The 16908-nt window shown below is 60.3% G+C and carries 18 protein-coding genes; 8 read left to right on the forward strand and 10 right to left on the reverse strand.

Annotated features, from left to right (window positions below; genetic code table 11):
* The first annotated feature begins 20 nt into the window (after positions 1-20).
* From BFQ00_RS12840 to BFQ00_RS12850, 3 genes are all read left to right on the forward strand, one after another.
* A complete protein-coding gene (locus BFQ00_RS12840; RefSeq protein ID WP_065883677.1) occupies positions 21-638 on the forward strand; it encodes a glutathione S-transferase N-terminal domain-containing protein in 618 nt (205 codons plus the stop codon).
* A 17-nt stretch (positions 639-655) separates the two neighbouring features.
* Positions 656-1075 carry a ClpXP protease specificity-enhancing factor gene (locus BFQ00_RS12845; protein WP_065893632.1) on the forward strand — a complete coding sequence of 140 codons (420 nt, stop codon included), beginning with the start codon at positions 656-658 and terminating at the stop codon, positions 1073-1075.
* A gap of 158 nt (positions 1076-1233) precedes the next feature.
* The gene (locus tag BFQ00_RS12850) at positions 1234-1983 is read left to right on the forward strand and encodes a FadR/GntR family transcriptional regulator (RefSeq protein ID WP_065883681.1); all 750 of its coding nucleotides are present in this window, start codon (positions 1234-1236) and stop codon (positions 1981-1983) included.
* A gap of 8 nt (positions 1984-1991) precedes the next feature.
* On the opposite strand, the gene BFQ00_RS12855 is transcribed toward BFQ00_RS12850, so the two are convergent.
* Entirely contained in the window at positions 1992-2195 is a 204-nt protein-coding gene (locus BFQ00_RS12855) for a hypothetical protein (protein ID WP_065933728.1), read from the reverse strand.
* Between the two features lie 442 nt (positions 2196-2637).
* On the opposite strand from BFQ00_RS12855, the gene kdgD reads away from it, so the two are divergent.
* The 4 genes from kdgD to garD all read left to right on the forward strand — a co-directional run bounded on the left by kdgD (position 2638) and on the right by garD (position 8156).
* Positions 2638-3549 (forward strand): 5-dehydro-4-deoxyglucarate dehydratase, encoded by a 912-nt coding sequence (gene kdgD / locus BFQ00_RS12860; RefSeq protein WP_065883685.1) that lies wholly within the window; start codon positions 2638-2640, stop codon positions 3547-3549.
* Positions 3550-3603: 54 nt separating this feature from the next.
* Complete coding sequence (locus BFQ00_RS12865) at positions 3604-5049, forward strand: aldehyde dehydrogenase family protein (protein WP_065933729.1); 1446 nt, start codon at positions 3604-3606, stop codon at positions 5047-5049.
* Positions 5050-5227: 178 nt separating this feature from the next.
* A complete protein-coding gene (locus BFQ00_RS12870; RefSeq protein WP_065883689.1) occupies positions 5228-6592 on the forward strand; it encodes an MFS transporter in 1365 nt (454 codons plus the stop codon).
* 10 nt (positions 6593-6602) lie between these two features.
* Positions 6603-8156: a galactarate dehydratase gene (garD, locus tag BFQ00_RS12875; RefSeq protein WP_065933730.1), complete on the forward strand. Its 1554-nt coding sequence runs from the start codon at positions 6603-6605 to the stop codon at positions 8154-8156.
* Here the strand turns inward: garD and BFQ00_RS12880 are convergent.
* The 3 genes from BFQ00_RS12880 to BFQ00_RS12890 form a co-directional block, all read right to left on the reverse strand.
* A complete protein-coding gene (locus BFQ00_RS12880) occupies positions 8153-8875 on the reverse strand; it encodes an HAD-IB family phosphatase (protein ID WP_065933731.1) in 723 nt (240 codons plus the stop codon). The genes garD and BFQ00_RS12880 overlap by 4 nt on opposite strands.
* Entirely contained in the window at positions 8872-9636 is a 765-nt protein-coding gene (locus BFQ00_RS12885; RefSeq protein WP_065933732.1) for a hypothetical protein, read from the reverse strand. Before BFQ00_RS12885 ends, BFQ00_RS12880 begins: the two co-directional genes overlap by 4 nt.
* A 127-nt stretch (positions 9637-9763) precedes the next feature.
* Entirely contained in the window at positions 9764-10363 is a 600-nt protein-coding gene (locus BFQ00_RS12890; protein WP_065933733.1) for a GNAT family N-acetyltransferase, read from the reverse strand.
* A 307-nt stretch (positions 10364-10670) separates the two neighbouring features.
* Here BFQ00_RS12890 and BFQ00_RS12895 point away from each other — a divergent pair, with 307 nt between their 5' ends.
* A complete protein-coding gene (locus BFQ00_RS12895; protein WP_065883698.1) occupies positions 10671-11612 on the forward strand; it encodes an AEC family transporter in 942 nt (313 codons plus the stop codon).
* A 3-nt stretch (positions 11613-11615) separates the two neighbouring features.
* Here the strand turns inward: BFQ00_RS12895 and BFQ00_RS12900 are convergent, their stop codons facing one another.
* The 6 genes from BFQ00_RS12900 to gatC form a co-directional block, all read right to left on the reverse strand.
* A complete protein-coding gene (locus BFQ00_RS12900) occupies positions 11616-11999 on the reverse strand; it encodes a carboxymuconolactone decarboxylase family protein (protein WP_065896475.1) in 384 nt (127 codons plus the stop codon).
* Complete coding sequence (locus BFQ00_RS12905; RefSeq protein ID WP_065933734.1) at positions 11996-13075, reverse strand: calcium/sodium antiporter; 1080 nt, start codon at positions 13073-13075, stop codon at positions 11996-11998. Before BFQ00_RS12905 ends, BFQ00_RS12900 begins: the two co-directional genes overlap by 4 nt.
* A 26-nt stretch (positions 13076-13101) precedes the next feature.
* Positions 13102-13473, reverse strand: coding sequence for a septal ring lytic transglycosylase RlpA family protein (locus BFQ00_RS12910; RefSeq protein ID WP_065893621.1), 372 nt, complete (start codon positions 13471-13473; stop codon positions 13102-13104).
* 160 nt (positions 13474-13633) lie between these two features.
* The gene (gene gatB, locus BFQ00_RS12915; RefSeq protein WP_065933735.1) at positions 13634-15079 is read right to left on the reverse strand and encodes an Asp-tRNA(Asn)/Glu-tRNA(Gln) amidotransferase subunit GatB; all 1446 of its coding nucleotides are present in this window, start codon (positions 15077-15079) and stop codon (positions 13634-13636) included.
* A gap of 10 nt (positions 15080-15089) precedes the next feature.
* A complete protein-coding gene (gatA, locus tag BFQ00_RS12920; RefSeq protein ID WP_065883708.1) occupies positions 15090-16541 on the reverse strand; it encodes an Asp-tRNA(Asn)/Glu-tRNA(Gln) amidotransferase subunit GatA in 1452 nt (483 codons plus the stop codon).
* Between the two features lie 16 nt (positions 16542-16557).
* The gene (gatC, locus tag BFQ00_RS12925; RefSeq protein WP_003188556.1) at positions 16558-16845 is read right to left on the reverse strand and encodes an Asp-tRNA(Asn)/Glu-tRNA(Gln) amidotransferase subunit GatC; all 288 of its coding nucleotides are present in this window, start codon (positions 16843-16845) and stop codon (positions 16558-16560) included.
* Positions 16846-16908: the final 63 nt, after the last annotated feature.

A 16908-nucleotide genomic window follows, 5' to 3' on the forward strand; every position in this document is an offset into this window, starting at 1 on the left:
AACAAGCGAGGAGGACCGCCATGGGCGTGACCAACCGGTTGGCCTGTTACTCCGACCCCGCCGACCACTATTCCCACCGAGTACGCATCGTGCTCGCAGAGAAGGGTGTCAGCGCCGAGATCATCAGTGTGGAGGCGGGCCGTCAGCCGCCGAAGCTGATCGAAGTGAACCCTTACGGCAGCTTGCCCACCCTGGTCGATCGTGACCTGGCGTTGTGGGAGTCAACCGTGGTGATGGAATATCTGGATGAGCGTTACCCGCATCCGCCTTTGCTGCCGGTTTACCCGGTGGCGCGTGCCAACAGCCGCCTGCTGATCCATCGGATCCAGCGTGACTGGTGCGGGCTGGTGGATGTGATTCTCGATACCCGCAGTAAAGAGGCCGCGCGCGTACAGGCGCGTAAGGAATTGCGCGAAAGCCTGACCGGCGTTTCGCCGCTGTTCGCCGATAAACCTTTTTTCCTCAGTGAGGAACAAAGTTTGGTCGATTGCTGCCTATTACCCATACTCTGGCGCTTGCCGGTTCTGGGCATTGAACTGCCACGGCCGGCCAAGCCGTTGCTTGATTACATGGAGCGCCAATTTGCGCGTGAGGCTTTCCAGGCGAGTCTGTCTGGTGTCGAACGCGATATGCGCTAAGGCTTAAGGAGCCGCTGATGAACTCCAGTCGACCCTATCTGGTCCGCGCGCTCTATGAGTGGATTGTGGACAATGATTGCACCCCGCACATGCTGGTCAACTCCGAATTTCCTGCGGTGCAGGTTCCGCAGGGTTTTGCCAGTGACGGACAGATTGTATTGAACGTATCGCCCAGTGCGGTGCGCCACCTGCACATGGACAACGAAGCGGTCAGTTTCGAAGGGCGTTTCGGCGGTGTGCCGCATACGCTGTTCGTGCCGATCGGCGCCATCCTCGGGATTTATGCCCGTGAGAACGGCCAGGGCATGGTGTTCGATCTGGAGTCGCCTTTCGAGGACGACGAAACGATCGAAGGGCAAGGCGGCGATGATGTGCCGCCACCGGATAGCGAGCCGCCGCGCCCTACTGGCCGGCCGAGCTTGAAAGTGGTGAAGTAAGCGGCTGCCGCCTTCGGGCTAGCCTGAAAAATGCCTCGGCGGTTGCCGGGGCTTTTTTTTGCCTGCCGTACAGGTATGAAAGTCGCGACAGGGACGGTGATCGTACAACCGCCATGGGCTATGATGCGTCTTCAGTTCACCGAGAAAGATGACTCATCATGGAAAACGCCAACGCCGTCCCACGTCTTCCCCGCAAGCGTCGCAGCCTTGCCCAGGAATTGGTCACGGTGTTGTCCGAACAGATCCGCGACGGCCAGCTCAAGCGTGGCGACAAGCTGCCTACCGAGTCGGCAATCATGGAGGCCCATGGCGTCAGCCGGACCGTGGTGCGCGAGGCGATTTCGCGCTTGCAGGCGGCGGGGCAGGTGGAGACGCGGCACGGTATCGGTACGTTCGTATTGGACACGCCGAGCCCGAGCGGTTTTCGCATCGACCCGGCCACCGTGGTGACGCTGCGCGATGTGTTGGCGATCCTCGAGTTGCGGATCAGCCTGGAAGTGGAGTCCGCAGGCCTGGCCGCCTTGCGCCGCAGCGAGGAACAACTGGCAGCCATGCGTGCCGCCCTCGACGCGCTGAATGAAAGTGCGGCCCATGCCGGTGATGCGGTGGCGTCGGACTTTGCGTTCCACCTGGAAATTGCGCTGTCCACCGGCAACCGTTACTTCACCGACATCATGACCCACCTGGGCACCAGCATCATTCCGCGTACCCGCTTGAATTCAGCGCGCCTGGCCCATGATGATCAGCAGCATTACATGGGGCGCTTGAGTCGCGAGCATGAAGAGATTTATGAGGCCATCGCGCGTCAGGATTCGGACGCGGCGCGTGCGGCGATGCGCTTGCATTTGACCAATAGCCGGGAGAGGCTGCGCCATGCCCATGAAGAGGCGCAAGCGCAGCGCGGGTAGACGCTCGGTCAAGGATAGGGATTTTGCGACGGTTCGAGGTAGATGACAATTTCGCCGATCGTCTCGTCATAGATTTTGCGTGCGACTTTTTCCAGCGCAGGGTTACCCCCTATATCGTCGTAGTAGATCTCGTCACCAATGTTTGGCTCGTAATCAAGCGAGCGCTTTTTATTGCCTTTCTTGACGGTATTCGTTTTCCAGGTCTTGGACATGGTGTACCTCCAAAAATCGTGAGAGTTGGCATGCTTTCCAATATCGCAGTGCTTCAAGAGGGCTCCGCACTGAGCTATTGGAAAGTAGGAGGTAACTTATGAACGTAGCGGAGAGCGCGCTACTGTCAGAATTGACAGTAGCGACAGACGGTCAAGTCAGTTACTCCTCTCCCTCAAAGGTGTATCTGGTCTGCGTGTAGTCCCCTGGCAGATAAACCCCCACCTCACCAATCGTCCGTCTTCGGACAACCTGTACCCCAGGGCATCATGGATCTTATGACGTCGTCTCCCGTCCCTGATCACCTGTTTCAACGCTGAGCTTGAGATGAGGCCTGATGAATTGCTGTTGACGAATCTTTTTATAGTTGTACGATGACGTACGACATGATTTAAACCAACAACAATGCTTTCCTCAGAAAGTCTTCGCCAGGGTGTTCGAATAATGAATCCACAAGAACTGAAGTCCATCCTCTCCCACGGTCTGCTGTCTTTCCCGGTGACCGATTTCAATGCCCAGGGTGACTTTCACCAGGCGGGCTATATCAAGCGCCTGGAATGGCTGGCCCCGTACGGCGCCACTGCGCTGTTCGCCGCAGGCGGCACCGGTGAGTTTTTCTCCCTGGCCGCCAGCGAATATTCCCAGGTGGTGAAGACCGCTGTTGATACCTGCGCCACCAGCGTGCCGATTCTTGCCGGTGTCGGCGGCGCGACCCGCCAGGCCATCGAGTACGCTCAAGAGGCCGAACGCCTGGGTGCCAAAGGCTTGCTGTTGCTGCCGCACTACCTGACTGAAGCCAGCCAGGACGGGGTTGCCGCCCACGTTGAAGCGGTGTGCAAATCGGTCAAGATCGGCGTGGTGGTGTACAACCGCAATGTCTGCCGCCTGACCGCGCCGCTGCTGGAACGCCTGGCCGAGCGCTGCCCGAACCTGATCGGCTACAAGGATGGCCTGGGTGACATCGAGTTGATGGTGTCGATCCGCCGTCGTCTCGGCGATCGTTTCAGCTACCTCGGCGGCCTGCCGACTGCAGAGGTTTACGCCGCTGCCTACAAGGCCCTGGGCGTGCCGGTGTACTCCTCGGCGGTGTTCAACTTCATTCCCAAAACCGCAATGGATTTCTACCACGCGATTGCCAGGGATGATCACGCCACCGTTTCCAGAATCATTGACGATTTCTTCCTGCCTTACCTCGACATCCGTAACCGCAAGGCCGGTTATGCCGTGAGCATCGTCAAGGCCGGTGCGAAAATCGCCGGCTACGACGCAGGCCCGGTGCGCACGCCGCTGACCGATCTGCTGCCGGAAGAATACGAAGCCCTGGCCGCGCTGATCGACAAGCAAGGCGCGCAATAACTCATCAACAAGGCCGCTGAGCAATCAGCGGCCTTTTGCGTCAGGAGAAGATTCGTGTCCCAAGCAAAGCGTTTTGACAACTACATCAACGGTGAATGGGTAACCGGCGCCGACTACTGCACCAATATCAACCCGTCGGATCTTTCCGATGTGATCGGCGAATACGCCAAGGCTGACGTCGCCCAGGTCAACGCCGCTATCGACGCCGCCCGCGCAGCGTTTCCGGCGTGGTCCACCTCGGGTATCCAGGCGCGCCACGACGCGCTGGATAAAGTCGGCAGCGAAATCCTCGCCCGCCGCGAAGAGCTGGGCACGCTGCTGGCCCGAGAAGAGGGCAAGACCCTGCCCGAAGCCATTGGCGAGGTGACCCGCGCCGGCAACATCTTCAAATTCTTCGCCGGTGAATGCCTGCGCCTGTCGGGCGACTATGTGCCGTCGGTGCGCCCCGGCGTCAACGTTGAAGTCACCCGTGAAGCCCTTGGCGTGGTCGGCTTGATCACGCCGTGGAACTTCCCGATCGCCATCCCGGCCTGGAAAATCGCCCCGGCCCTGGCCTATGGCAACTGCGTGGTGATCAAACCGGCCGAACTGGTACCCGGTTGTGCCTGGGCCCTGGCCGACATCATTTCCCGCGCCGGTTTCCCGGCCGGTGTGTTCAACCTGGTGATGGGCAGCGGTCGCGTGGTGGGCGATGTGCTGGTCAACAGCCCGATAGTCGATGGCATCAGCTTTACCGGTTCCGTCGGTGTGGGCCGTCAGATCGCCGTCAGTTGCGTAGCGCGCCAGGCCAAAGTGCAGTTGGAAATGGGCGGCAAGAACCCGCAGATCATTCTCGACGACGCCGACCTCAAGCAGGCCGTCGAGCTATCGGTGCAGAGCGCGTTCTACTCGACCGGCCAGCGTTGCACCGCTTCCAGCCGCCTGATCGTCACCGCCGGCATCCATGACCAGTTCGTCGCGGCCATGGCCGAGCGCATGAAGTCGATCAAGGTCGGCCACGCGCTCCACAGCGGTACCGACATTGGCCCGGTGGTTTCCCAGGCTCAGTTGGACCAGGACATGAAGTACATCGACATCGGCCAGAGCGAAGGCGCGCGGCTGGTCAGCGGCGGCGGTCTGGTGACCTGTGACACCGAAGGCTACTACCTGGCGCCGACGCTGTTTGCCGACAGCGAAGCGGCCATGCGCATCAGCCGTGAAGAGATTTTCGGCCCGGTGGCCAACGTGGTGCGGGTGGCCGACTACGAGGCGGCGCTGGCCATGGCCAACGACACCGAGTTCGGTCTTTCGGCTGGTATCGCCACCACCTCGTTGAAACATGCCAACCACTTCAAGCGCCATTCCCAGGCCGGGATGGTCATGGTCAACCTGCCGACCGCCGGCGTGGACTATCACGTTCCGTTCGGTGGCCGTAAGGGTTCGTCCTACGGTTCGCGTGAGCAGGGCCGCTATGCGCAAGAGTTCTACACCGTGGTGAAAACCAGCTACATCGGGTCGTAGCACCCGTTTCACTGTAGGAGCGAGCTTGCTCGCGAAAAACCCAAGGACACCGCGTGCACCCTGAATGCCTGCGTATTCGTTGACGTTTTTCGCGAGCAAGCTCGCTCCTACAAGAGGCAGCACCCAGCAAGACATAACCATTACCCGCAAAAAAAATAATTAGTGGGAGTACTTCTACATGCAAGCGACCAAGCCGACTCACGTCCGCTATTTGATCCTGCTCATGCTGTTCCTGGTGACCACGATCAATTACGCCGACCGTGCAACTATCGCCATCGCCGGTTCCAGCCTGCAAAAAGACCTCGGCATCGACGCGGTCACCCTCGGCTACATCTTCTCTGCATTCGGTTGGGCCTACGTCGCCGGGCAAATCCCCGGCGGCTGGCTGCTCGACCGGTTCGGTTCGAAAAAAGTCTATGCCCTGAGCATCTTTACCTGGTCGCTGTTCACCGTGCTGCAAGGCTACGTCGGTGAGTTCGGTGTCTCGACCGCCGTGGTTGCACTGTTCATGCTGCGCTTTATGGTGGGCCTGGCCGAAGCGCCATCCTTCCCCGGCAACGCACGGATTGTGGCGGCCTGGTTCCCCACGGCCGAGCGCGGTACGGCGTCGGCGATTTTCAACTCGGCGCAGTACTTCGCTACCGTGTTGTTCGCACCGCTGATGGGCTGGATCGTTTATCGTTTCGGCTGGCAGCATGTGTTTATCGTGATGGGCGTGATTGGCATTGTGTTCTCGCTGATCTGGCTGAAAGTTATCCACAGTCCGCGCCAGCACCCGATGATCAACGAAGCGGAGCTCAATCACATTGCCGCCAATGGCGCCATGGTGGATATGGACCAGGACAAGGGCCAGGGCAAGAAAACCGATGGACCGAAGTGGGATTACATCCGCCAGTTGCTGACCAACCGCATGATGCTGGGTGTGTACCTGGGCCAATACTGCATCAACGGCATCACCTACTTCTTCCTGACCTGGTTCCCCGTGTACCTGGTGCAGGACCGTGGCATGACCATCCTCAAGGCCGGTTTCATTGCCTCGCTGCCGGCGATCTGCGGCTTTATCGGCGGCGTGCTGGGCGGGGTGATTTCCGATTATCTGCTGCGCAAGGGCCATTCCCTGACCTTCGCCCGCAAGGCGCCGATCATTGCCGGCCTGCTGGTGTCCAGCAGCATCATTGCGTGCAACTACGTCGACGTTGAATGGATGGTGGTGGGCTTCATGGCGCTGGCCTTCTTCGGCAAGGGCGTTGGCGCACTGGGCTGGGCGGTGGTGTCCGACACCTCGCCGAAACAAATCGCCGGCCTCAGTGGTGGCTTGTTCAATACCTTCGGTAACCTGGCCTCCATCACCACGCCGATTGTCATCGGCTACATCATCAGCACCACCGGCTCGTTCAAATGGGCCCTGGTGTTCGTCGGCGCCAACGCGCTGGTGGCGGTGTTCAGCTATCTGGTGATCGTCGGCCCGATCAAGCGCGTGGTGCTCAAGGACCCGCCAAGCAAAGGCCCTGAGTTGACCCACCTTTCCCAAGCGCATTCCTGAGGTTCATGTGATGCAGTTGATTGAACATGCCGATTCGCCGCGCTCGATTCGCCTGCACGAGCGCGACAATGTGGTGATCGTGGTGAACGACCAGGGCGTGCCGGCCGGGACCGAGTTCCCGGACGGCCTGGTCACCGTGGACTTCATCCCTCAAAGCCACAAAGTGACCCTGGAAGATATCCCCGAAGGCGGCCGGATTATTCGCTACGGCCAGACGATCGGCTATGCCCTGGCGCCGATCCCGCGTGGCAGCTGGGTGCAGGAAGACCAGTTGCGCATGCCCACCGCGCCGCCGCTGGACAGCCTGCCGCTGTCCACCGAGGTGCCCGAACCCCAGGCGCCGCTGGAGGGGTTCACCTTCGAGGGGTATCGCAACGCCGACGGCACTGTGGGTACGCGCAATATCCTGGGTATCACCACCACGGTGCAGTGCGTGACCGGCGTGCTGGACCATGCGGTCAAGCGCATCAAGGATGAATTGCTGCCCAGGTACCCGCACGTCGATGACGTGGTGGCGCTGACCCATAGCTACGGCTGCGGCGTGGCGATTACGGCCACGGATGCCTACATTCCGATCCGTACCGTGCGCAACCTGGCGCGCAACCCGAACCTGGGCGGCGAAGCCCTGGTGATCAGCCTGGGCTGCGAGAAGTTGCAGGCCGGGCAAGTGATGCACGACAACGACAGCTCCGTCGACCTGAGCGAGCCCTGGCTGTACCGGTTGCAGGATTCCAGCCACGGCTTTGGCGAAATGATCGAGCAGATCATGGCGCTGGCTGAAGTCCGCTTGAAAAAGCTCGATCAGCGCCGCCGCGAAACGGTGCCCGCCTCCGAGCTGATCCTGGGCATGCAGTGCGGCGGCAGTGATGCGTTTTCCGGCATCACCGCCAACCCGGCGCTGGGTTATGCATCCGACCTGTTGCTGCGGGCCGGGGCGACGGTGATGTTTTCCGAAGTGACGGAAGTGCGCGATGCCATCTACCTGCTGACTTCTCGCGCAGAGACGAATGAAGTTGCCGAAGCGTTGGTGCGTGAAATGGACTGGTACGACCGTTACCTGGCCAAGGGTGAGGCAGATCGCAGCGCCAATACCACGCCGGGCAACAAGAAGGGCGGCCTGTCGAATATCGTCGAGAAGTCCCTGGGCTCCATCGTCAAGTCCGGCAGCAGCGCGATCAATGGTGTGCTCGGCCCAGGCGAGCGCTTCAAGACCAAGGGCCTGATTTTTTGCGCAACCCCGGCCAGTGACTTTGTGTGCGGCACCTTGCAGCTGGCAGCGGGGATGAACCTGCATGTGTTCACCACGGGGCGGGGTACGCCTTATGGGTTGGCGATGGCGCCGGTGGTCAAGGTGTCGACGCGCACCGAGCTGGCCCAGCGCTGGCCGGACCTGATCGATATCGACGCCGGGCGCATCGCCACTGGACGCGCGAGCATCGAGGAGCTGGGCTGGGAGTTGTTTCACTTCTACCTGGATGTGGCCAGCGGCAGGAAGCAGACGTGGGCGCAGCGGCACAAGCTGCATAACGACATCACCTTGTTCAACCCCGCCCCAATCACCTAGGGCTGTCGTTTCCGCCAGCAACGCTCGTTCATCAACGTCTGGATGTGCGCGTGAACCTGGATGGGCGTGTCAGCTCGAAGGATGTGCCCGGACATCTCGGGCATCGGCTGCCTGGTGTAATAGTCGGCGCAAACGAAACCGTCGACCCAACCATCGGCATACACCTGATAGTCGGATCTGGCGTCTCCGACTATCAGGGCTCGACCCGTCAGCCGGCCTTCCTTGCGCCATCGCTGCACGATGCTACTTTTCCCTCTGCCGGGGTTTATCAACGGTGATGGCCTGGGGCACATTGCGCGCGAACCGGCCCAGAAAAGACGGTTGGCGATGACATTATGGGCTTGGATGTTCAGTGATCGAGCAATTGGGGTAATGCACTCCGTGTACCCTCCGGAGAGGATGTACACGTGCGTGCCCTCGCGTTGCAGGTTGTGCACTGTCTGCTCCAGGGACGGGTCGAGGCTGCCAATGATGGTATCGACATAGCGTTGAATATGATGCCTGCGGATATACGGGATCATTTTCATCACACTCAGCATTTCCCAGAAGCTGGCCTTGCCCGTCAACGCCTTGGGCGTGATGAGTTGCAGTTGCTCCAGCATTGGCTGGGCGTTCGGGCTTTCGCCAATCGCCGACTTGACGATCTCCAGGGTGCTTTCATGGTTCACCAGGGTCTGGTCGAAGTCGAAAATGACATGGGTGTCGCGGTTCGTTGTCATGGGTGTGCCTGCGTATCTGTGCGACGGTAGTGGTGTTTGTCTTCTCGGGTCCACTGGGTTGCTGCGATGCCCAGGTGCTCGGCGATACGTGCTTGTATCAAGTCCGAAAATGCCTGGCCGCTTTGGTGTTCATTGCGCTCCAGTGGTTCCAGATAGGCCATTTCGACGGTCATCCAGGGCATAGCCAGCAGGCGCAGAAAGCACGCCAGACCTGATGCATGAAGCGGGCTCGCCACCAGGCCAAAGGGCAGCATCAAGCGTCCCGCAAGTGGCACCACAGGCAACCCGCGGCTCAGCAGCCCGGGGCGGAAGCGATACAAGCCACGGCCATTGTTGATAGTTGCTTCGGGATTGGTGTAAAGGGCGGTGCCTTGGGGGGCGTCTCGCAGACTACGCAGGTTACGTGAAAACGTCTTTTTATCCGCGCCGTTCCAGACGCGGCCACCCGCGCACTTGATCAAAAGGAATGCAGTGAGGCTGATAACCCTGTTGTAGCCGCTCGAGGCCACAAGTGTTGCGCCAGGCATCGCCAGTATGGCGAACGGATCAATAACGCTTACGTGATTGGCTGCCACCACACAACCGTCGGTCAGTGTTGCGATTTGTCGCGTTGAAAGTGCGCACCTGACCCGCAGGCCCATTATCCAGAGAATACCTCGGTATATAACGCGCCTGACGGCAAGTGGAAATGGCCAGGCTAACAGGCTTAGTACAACTATCAAGAACATGCGAAGGACGGCCAGCATGTAGCCGAAGGGCATATAAAGTTGCCTGGGGAAACTAGGATAAGCCCAGGTTTCTCGACTTCAGAGGTCCGCTACGGATTGCAAAGGGCAAGCGGGAGCCGGTTGTGTTTTCAAGGGAGCGAATACTCAATGGTGATTTTCGTCAAGCGGACTGGGTGTGTTCAGGCTTTTTCATGCGGCGCGAGAACCGTGTGATTCGCTCGAGATTTGCCAGCCTTATTTCCTGGAACCGCTCACGTGTAAGATCAATTTTTATGTGAGGACCGTAGGCGGTCTCTATGACTTCTCCCGTCACTGCGGGCATATGCAAAAATGCTCTGTTCATTTCCAGCGCACGGTGATGGTGGATATTGGTAAGCGTGTAGACCTGCTCAAATCCCAGGCGTTGGAAACCGTATTCGAGCGCCAGATGAATCGCAATAAAGGGGTAGGGCGTGCCCCAGTATTTCCTGAGGAAACGGTTGCCAAAGTTGATGCCATATTCTTTTTTTGCGAATCCTGCATAACCGATAAATGATCCTTCCACGCCCAGGCTTACAGCCCAGCGTGACCAGTCCTGATCGATAAGTTCTTTTGTGAATACCGAAATTTCATTGGCGGCGGCGTCTCTGCCCCGTGTAGTGCCGGCCGAAATGAACTTCATTGCCTCCGGATCAGCGAGCAGGTCGGCATAGCCTTCGATGTCCTGATCGTCCCAGCTCCTGATATGCACATTGTGCAATTGACTGAAGGATCTACGCATAGTCACCCCTTGTGTTTCGAACACATGATGGTTCGCTACCGGATAATTAAAATGTTACAGGGAGGATTTTCAGGGGGGATGTCGATATTGCAGAGGCGCGGATTCTTATCAGTGTGTAGGAGCTTGTGTAGCGTTTTGTGGGATGGACTGAGCTTCGCCAAGAACTCTGAGTTACATCCTACAAATGGATGCAGTTCTCCGATCCTGAATTTTATTTGCAGGCCTATTGTTAAATGAAATGTCAGCCGCGCACCCCAGTGCTTTATTATTACGACTCCCTGATAACAGGACTCAAGGCTAATACAGCATGCTCGCCATTTTTCTTACGACGCTCACCATCACCGCGCCGGTGTTCGCCATGCTGTTCCTCGGGGTGCTGCTCAAGCGTATCAACTGGATCAACGACAACTTTATCCATACCGCCTCGTCCCTGGTGTTCAATGTCACCATGCCGGCGCTGCTGTTCCTGGGCATCCTGCATGCCGACCTGCATTCGGCGCTCAAGCCGGGGTTGCTGATTTACTTTGCCGTGGCCACGTTGGTGAGCTTCGCCATGGCGTGGGGCTGGGCGATTTTTCGCTGCAAGCGCGAAGACCGGGGCATCTACACCCAGGGCGCGTTTCGCGGCAATAACGGCGTGATCGGCCTGGCGCTGGCTGCCAGCATGTACGGCGACTACGGGATTTCCCTCGGTGCGATTCTCGCCGCGCTGGTGATCCTGTTCTACAACACCCTGTCGACCATTGTGCTGGCGGTATACAGCCCGGTGATCAAGTCCGACCCGTGGAGTATCTTCAAGAGTGTGGTGGCCAACCCGCTGATCATCAGCGTGATCGTTGCCGCGCCGTTTGCGTACTTCCAGATCGGCCTGCCCGGCTGGCTGGAAAAATCCCTGGGCTATCTTGCGGACACGACACTGCCCCTGGCGCTGATCTGCATCGGCGGCACCTTGTCCCTGGCGGCGCTGCGCAAGAGCGGCAACATGGCCTTGAGCGCGAGCCTGATGAAGATGATCTGGTTGCCGGTGATCGCCACACTGGGCGCGTGGCTGCTGGGGTTCCGTGGGCCGGAATTGGGGATTCTGTTTCTGTACTTCGGCGCGCCAACGGCGGCGGCGAGCTTCGTGATGGCCCGGGCGGCCGAGGGTAATCATGAGCTGGCGGCGGCGATTATCGTGATCACCACCCTGATGGCGGCGGTGACCACGAACATCGGCATCTTTGTATTGCAGGCGGGCGGCTGGATCTGACCGTTACGGCTGGTCCGCCTGATACGCCTCAATCACTTCCTGCGCTGCGCGAAACGCATCGATGGCCGCCGGTACGCCGGCATACACCGCGCAATGCAGCAGCGCTTCGCGGATCTCTTCAACCGTACAGCCGTTGTTCAACGCGCCGCGCACATGGCCCTTGAGCTCCTGCGGGCATTTGAGCGCGGTCAGGGCGGCGAGGGTTATCAGGCTGCGCGTCTTGAGCGGCAAGCCCTCGCGATTCCACACACTGCCCCAGGCGTGTTCATTGACGAAGTCCTGCAGCGGCTGGCTGAACTCGGTGGCATTGCCCAGGGCACGGTCGACGAATGCGTCGCCCATCACCTGGCGACGCATTTCAACTCCTGGTTTTTTCTGACCGGTCATTGCGATTCCCTCTTGTGTTGACGGTGCCAGGCGCGCAGCGACGTGAACAACAGCACCACCACCAGCGCCGGCAAGACGTAAAACAGCATCAATTGTTCAAGTTTGGTAGCCAGCGGCATGCCGGTAGTAAATGCCATCACATGCAGCCCATACGCAAGGTACAGCCCCAGCAACACCAGCCCTTCGGCGCGGGTGACGCGGTAGCCGGTATAGAACACCGGCAGGCACAGGGTGATAGCGCCGAGCATGACCGGCAGGTCGAAGTCCAGGGCGTTGGGCGAGACCGACAGCGGCGACGGTGCCACCAGCGCGGTAAAACCCAGCACGCCCAGCAGGTTGAACAGGTTGCTGCCGATCACATTGCCCACGGCAATCTCCCGTTCGCCACGCAAGGCTGCGATCAGCGATGTGGCCAGGCAGGGCAGCGAGGTGCCGACGCCGATCAACGTCAGCCCGATAATGCGCTCCGACAAGCCCAGGTCGCTCGCCACCGCCACGGCCGCACCCAGCAGCAAATGCCCGGCCAGCACCAGCACGAGCAACCCGCCAAGCATCAACAGCACGCTGCTCAGCCAGGGCGCCCGGGTCACGGTGGCCAGCGTTCGCGGACGCCGCGAGTGGCGCGTCTGGTAGTGCAGCACGCCGAGGTAGGCCACCAGCGCAACCAGCAGCACCAGGCCGTCAAACGGCGTCAGGGCCTCATTGGCGGCGAGGATGATTACCAGCAGGCCGGCGACGATCATCACCGGGATATCCAGGCGCACCAGTTGTCGTGAGACCCGTAACGGAATGATCAACGCAGACAGGCCCAGGGTGACGAGGATATTGAAGATGCTGCTGCCGATCACACTGCCCACGGCGATATCGGTGTTGCCGGCCAGGGTGGCTTGCAGGCTGACGGCCATTTGTGGCGCGCTGCTGCCGAAGGCGACGATGCTCAGGCCGATGATCAGGGGCCGCACCTTGAGGCTGGCCGCCAGGCGCACCGCAGCGCGCACCAGGATTTCAGCGCCGACGATCAGCAGCAGCAAGCCGCTGACCAGTTCGAGCAGGCTCCAGGGCGAGAGGGCGTTCAATCCGAAAATACTCAAGGCGGCCTCGATCAGTTGTTCAGGGCTTGCACGCGCACCCGTGCGGTGCCGCTGCCCAGCATACGCAGTTGCTCGGCGGCCTTGCGTGAAAGGTCGATCAGGCGCCCGCGGCCATGCGGACCGCGATCATTGATACGGACCACCACAGAGCGGTTGTTGGCGAGATTGGTCACCTTGACCTGAGTGCCGAAGGGCAGGCGCCGATGGGCGGCGGTCATGGCGTTCTGGTTGAAGGCTTCACCGCTGGCAGTGCGTTTGCCGTGGTGCTTGGCGCCATAGTAGGAGGCGGTGCCGGTTTCGTCATAGCCATTGGGGTCGATGAGGCCGCTGGCGCAACCGGTCAGCAGGGAAGACAGGGCCAGCAGGCCGAGTAGACGCTTCATTTTTTTGGATATCCCCCTGACAAATGTGGGAGGGGGCTTGCCCCCGATAGCGGTGCAGCAGTCAATACATGTGCCGACTGACACACCCTCATCGGGGGCAAGCCCCCTCCCACATGGGTCCGAGTCGAGCATGACATCCCACTCGGACCGTTCTGCGCTATCAGCCTTCGAGCTTGCTTTTGAGCAGTTCGTTGACTTGTTGCGGGTTGGCCTTGCCCTTGGACGCTTTCATCGCCTGGCCGACAAAAAAGCCGAACATCTTGCCGCGCTTGGCTTCGTCCGCCGCACGGTATTGTTCGACTTGCTCGGCGTTCGCCGCGAGCATTTCATCGAGCACCGCCGAAATCGCGCCGCTGTCGGTGACTTGCTTGAGGCCGCGCTTTTCGATGATCTCGTCCGCGCTGCCTTCTCCGCTGGCCATGGCTTCGAACACCGTCTTGGCGATCTTGCCGGAGATGGTGTTGTCCTTGATGCGCAGCAGCATGCCACCCAGTTGCTCAGCGGACACCGGGGCCTCGTCGATTTCCAGGCCTTGCTTGTTCAACAGGCTGCCCAGTTCGACCATGACCCAGTTGGCCGCCAGCTTGGCGTCGCCGGCGATGCTCACGACCTTCTCGAAGTAGTTGGCCTGTTCACGGCTGGAGGCCAGGACGCTGGCATCGTAGACCGACAGGCCGAACTGCGCCTGGAAGCGTTCGCGTTTTTGCTGCGGCAACTCCGGCAGGGTGGCGCGGATATCGTTGAGGAACGAATCTTCCAGCACCACCGGCAACAGGTCCGGGTCGGGGAAGTAACGGTAGTCGTTGGCTTCCTCCTTGCTGCGCATGGCGCGGGTTTCGTCTTTGTTCGGATCGTACAGGCGGGTTTGCTGGATGACCTTGCCGCCGTCCTCGATCAGCTCGATCTGGCGACGCACTTCGCTGTTGATCGCCTTCTCGATGAAGCGGAACGAGTTGACGTTCTTGATCTCGCAGCGGGTGCCGTATTCGGCCTGGCCCTTGGGACGGATCGACACGTTGCAGTCGCAGCGCAGCGAGCCTTCGGCCATGTTGCCGTCGCAGATGCCCAGGTAGCGCACCAGCGCGTGGATCGTCTTGACGTAGGCCACGGCTTCCTTGGCGCTGCGCATGTCCGGCTCGGAGACTATTTCCAGCAACGGCGTGCCGGCCCGGTTCAGGTCGATGCCGGTAGCGCCGGGAAACTCTTCATGCAGGCTCTTGCCGGCGTCTTCTTCAAGGTGCGCACGGGTCACGCCGACACGCTTGATGGTGCCGTCTTCCAAGGGAATGTCCAGGTGGCCCTTGCCGACGATCGGCAGCTCCATCTGGCTGATCTGGTAGCCCTTGGGCAGGTCCGGGTAGAAGTAGTTTTTGCGTGCAAACACGTTGTGCTGGCCGATTTCGGCGTCAATCGCCAGGCCGAACATCACCGCCATGCGTACCGCTTCCTGGTTCAGCACCGGCAGCACGCCGGGCATGCCCAGGTCCACCAGGCTCGCCTGGGTGTTGGGCTCGGAACCGAACGTGGTGGCGCTGCCGGAGAAAATCTTCGATTGGGTGGCGAGCTGGGTATGAATCTCCAGCCCGATCACAACTTCCCATTGCATAGTGTTCTCCTCAGAAGCCGGTAGGGGTGCGGGTGTGCCAGTCGGTGTGCAACTGGTACTGGTGCGCCACATTGAGCAGGCGGCCTTCCTGGAAATACGGGGCGAGCAATTGCACGCCGACCGGCAGGCCATCGACGAAACCGGCGGGCATGGACAAGCCCGGCAGGCCCGCGAGGTTGGCGGTGATGGTGTAGAGGTCTTCCAGGTACTCGGCAATCGGGTCGCCGGTCTTGGCGCCGATCTTCCAGGCCGGGTTCGGCGTGGTCGGGCCGAGGATCACGTCGACTTCTTCAAAGGCCGCCATGAAGTCGTTCTTGATCAGGCGACGGATCTTCTGTGCCTTGAGGTAGTACGCGTCATAGTAGCCGGCGGACAGGGCGTAGGCACCGACCATGATCCGGCGCTGGACTTCACTGCCGAAGCCTTCGCCACGGGAGCGTTTGTACAGATCGGTCAGGTCCTTGGGGTTTTCGCAGCGATAGCCGAAGCGCACACCGTCGAAACGCGACAGGTTGGAGGACGCTTCCGCTGGTGCGATCACGTAATAGGCAGGAATCGCGTGCTGGTTGTTCGGCAGGCTGATTTCCTTGATCACTGCGCCGAGCTTTTCCAGCTCTTTGATGCTGTTGTGCACAAGGTCGGCGATACGCGGGTCGAGGCCGGCGCTGAAATACTCTTTTGGCACGCCGATGCGCAGGCCCTTGATCGACTCGTTCAGGCCGGCGCTGTAGTCCGGTACCGGCTCATCGATGCTGGTGGAGTCCTGTTTATCGAAGCCTGCCATGCCTTGTAACAAAATCGCGCAGTCTTCAGCGGTACGTGCCAGCGGGCCACCCTGATCGAGGCTCGAAGCGTAGGCGATCATGCCCCAGCGGGAAACGCGACCGTAGGTCGGCTTCAGGCCGGTGAGGTTGGTGAAGGCGGCCGGCTGGCGGATCGAACCACCGGTGTCGGTTGCCGTCGCGGCGGGCAGGAAGCGTGCGGCCACGGCTGCAGCCGAGCCACCGGAGGAACCACCGGGTACGTGATCCAGGTTCCACGGGTTTTTCACTGCGCCGTAGTAGCTCGACTCGTTGGCCGACCCCATGGCGAACTCGTCCATGTTGGTCTTGCCCAGGGTCACGGCCCCGGCGGCGGCCAGTTTGGCGACCACGGTAGCGTCGTAGGGCGCCTTGAAGTTGTCGAGCATCTTCGAGCCGCAGCTGGTGCGAATACCCTGGGTGCAGAACAGGTCCTTGTGGGCGATCGGGGCGCCCAGCAGTGCGCCGTCTTCACCGTTGGCGCGCCGCTCGTCGGCGGCCTTGGCCTGGCTCAGGGCCAGCTCCTGGGTGAGGCTGATGAAGCTGTTGACCTTGGGATCGTGCTCGGCGATACGCGCCAGCAGGGTCTTGGTCAGCTCTTCGGAAGAAAACGTTTTGTCGGCGAGACCGCGGGCGATCTCGGCCAGAGTCATGTGATGCATGAAAGGCTCTTTCCCTTTAGTCGATGACTTTCGGAACCAGGTACAGGCCGTTTTCGACCGCTGGCGCGATGGACTGGTAGGCCTCGCGGTTATTGCGCTCGGTCACGACGTCTGCGCGCAGGCGCTGACTGGCTTCCAGCGGGTGAGCCAGGGGCTCGATGCCGTCGGTATTGACGGCCTGCATTTGGTCAACCAGCCCGAGAATGCTGTTCAGGGCTGCGGTGGTCTGTGGAAGATCGGCGTCATTGAGGCCAAGCGAGGCCAGATGCGCGATTTTTTCCACGTCGGAGCGTTCAAGCGCCATGGGATTCTCCAGTGGAAAACAGAACGGAAGGCGTCCGTGTGTTAGATTGTCGGAACACTACCG

It is taken from the genome of Pseudomonas sp. 28 E 9, assembly GCF_900004785.1.
Lineage (GTDB): Bacteria > Pseudomonadota > Gammaproteobacteria > Pseudomonadales > Pseudomonadaceae > Aquipseudomonas > Aquipseudomonas orientalis_A.

Bases quoted from the DNA above. Each gene is read 5' to 3' on its own strand.
- BFQ00_RS12840 (WP_065883677.1), top strand. From the start codon at position 21: ATGGGCGTGACCAACCGGTTGGCCTGTTACTCCGACCCCGCCGACCAC.
- BFQ00_RS12845 (WP_065893632.1), top strand. From the start codon at position 656: ATGAACTCCAGTCGACCCTATCTGGTCCGCGCGCTCTATGAGTGGATT.
- BFQ00_RS12850 (WP_065883681.1), top strand. From the start codon at position 1,234: ATGGAAAACGCCAACGCCGTCCCACGTCTTCCCCGCAAGCGTCGCAGC.
- BFQ00_RS12855 (WP_065933728.1), bottom strand. From the start codon at position 2,195: ATGTCCAAGACCTGGAAAACGAATACCGTCAAGAAAGGCAATAAAAAG.
- kdgD (WP_065883685.1), top strand. From the start codon at position 2,638: ATGAATCCACAAGAACTGAAGTCCATCCTCTCCCACGGTCTGCTGTCT.
- BFQ00_RS12870 (WP_065883689.1), top strand. From the start codon at position 5,228: ATGCAAGCGACCAAGCCGACTCACGTCCGCTATTTGATCCTGCTCATG.
- garD (WP_065933730.1), top strand. From the start codon at position 6,603: ATGCAGTTGATTGAACATGCCGATTCGCCGCGCTCGATTCGCCTGCAC.
- BFQ00_RS12880 (WP_065933731.1), bottom strand. From the start codon at position 8,875: ATGACAACGAACCGCGACACCCATGTCATTTTCGACTTCGACCAGACC.
- BFQ00_RS12885 (WP_065933732.1), bottom strand. From the start codon at position 9,636: ATGCCCTTCGGCTACATGCTGGCCGTCCTTCGCATGTTCTTGATAGTT.
- BFQ00_RS12890 (WP_065933733.1), bottom strand. From the start codon at position 10,363: ATGCGTAGATCCTTCAGTCAATTGCACAATGTGCATATCAGGAGCTGG.
- BFQ00_RS12895 (WP_065883698.1), top strand. From the start codon at position 10,671: ATGCTCGCCATTTTTCTTACGACGCTCACCATCACCGCGCCGGTGTTC.
- BFQ00_RS12900 (WP_065896475.1), bottom strand. From the start codon at position 11,999: ATGACCGGTCAGAAAAAACCAGGAGTTGAAATGCGTCGCCAGGTGATG.
- BFQ00_RS12910 (WP_065893621.1), bottom strand. From the start codon at position 13,473: ATGAAGCGTCTACTCGGCCTGCTGGCCCTGTCTTCCCTGCTGACCGGT.
- gatB (WP_065933735.1), bottom strand. From the start codon at position 15,079: ATGCAATGGGAAGTTGTGATCGGGCTGGAGATTCATACCCAGCTCGCC.
- gatA (WP_065883708.1), bottom strand. From the start codon at position 16,541: ATGCATCACATGACTCTGGCCGAGATCGCCCGCGGTCTCGCCGACAAA.
- gatC (WP_003188556.1), bottom strand. From the start codon at position 16,845: ATGGCGCTTGAACGCTCCGACGTGGAAAAAATCGCGCATCTGGCCTCG.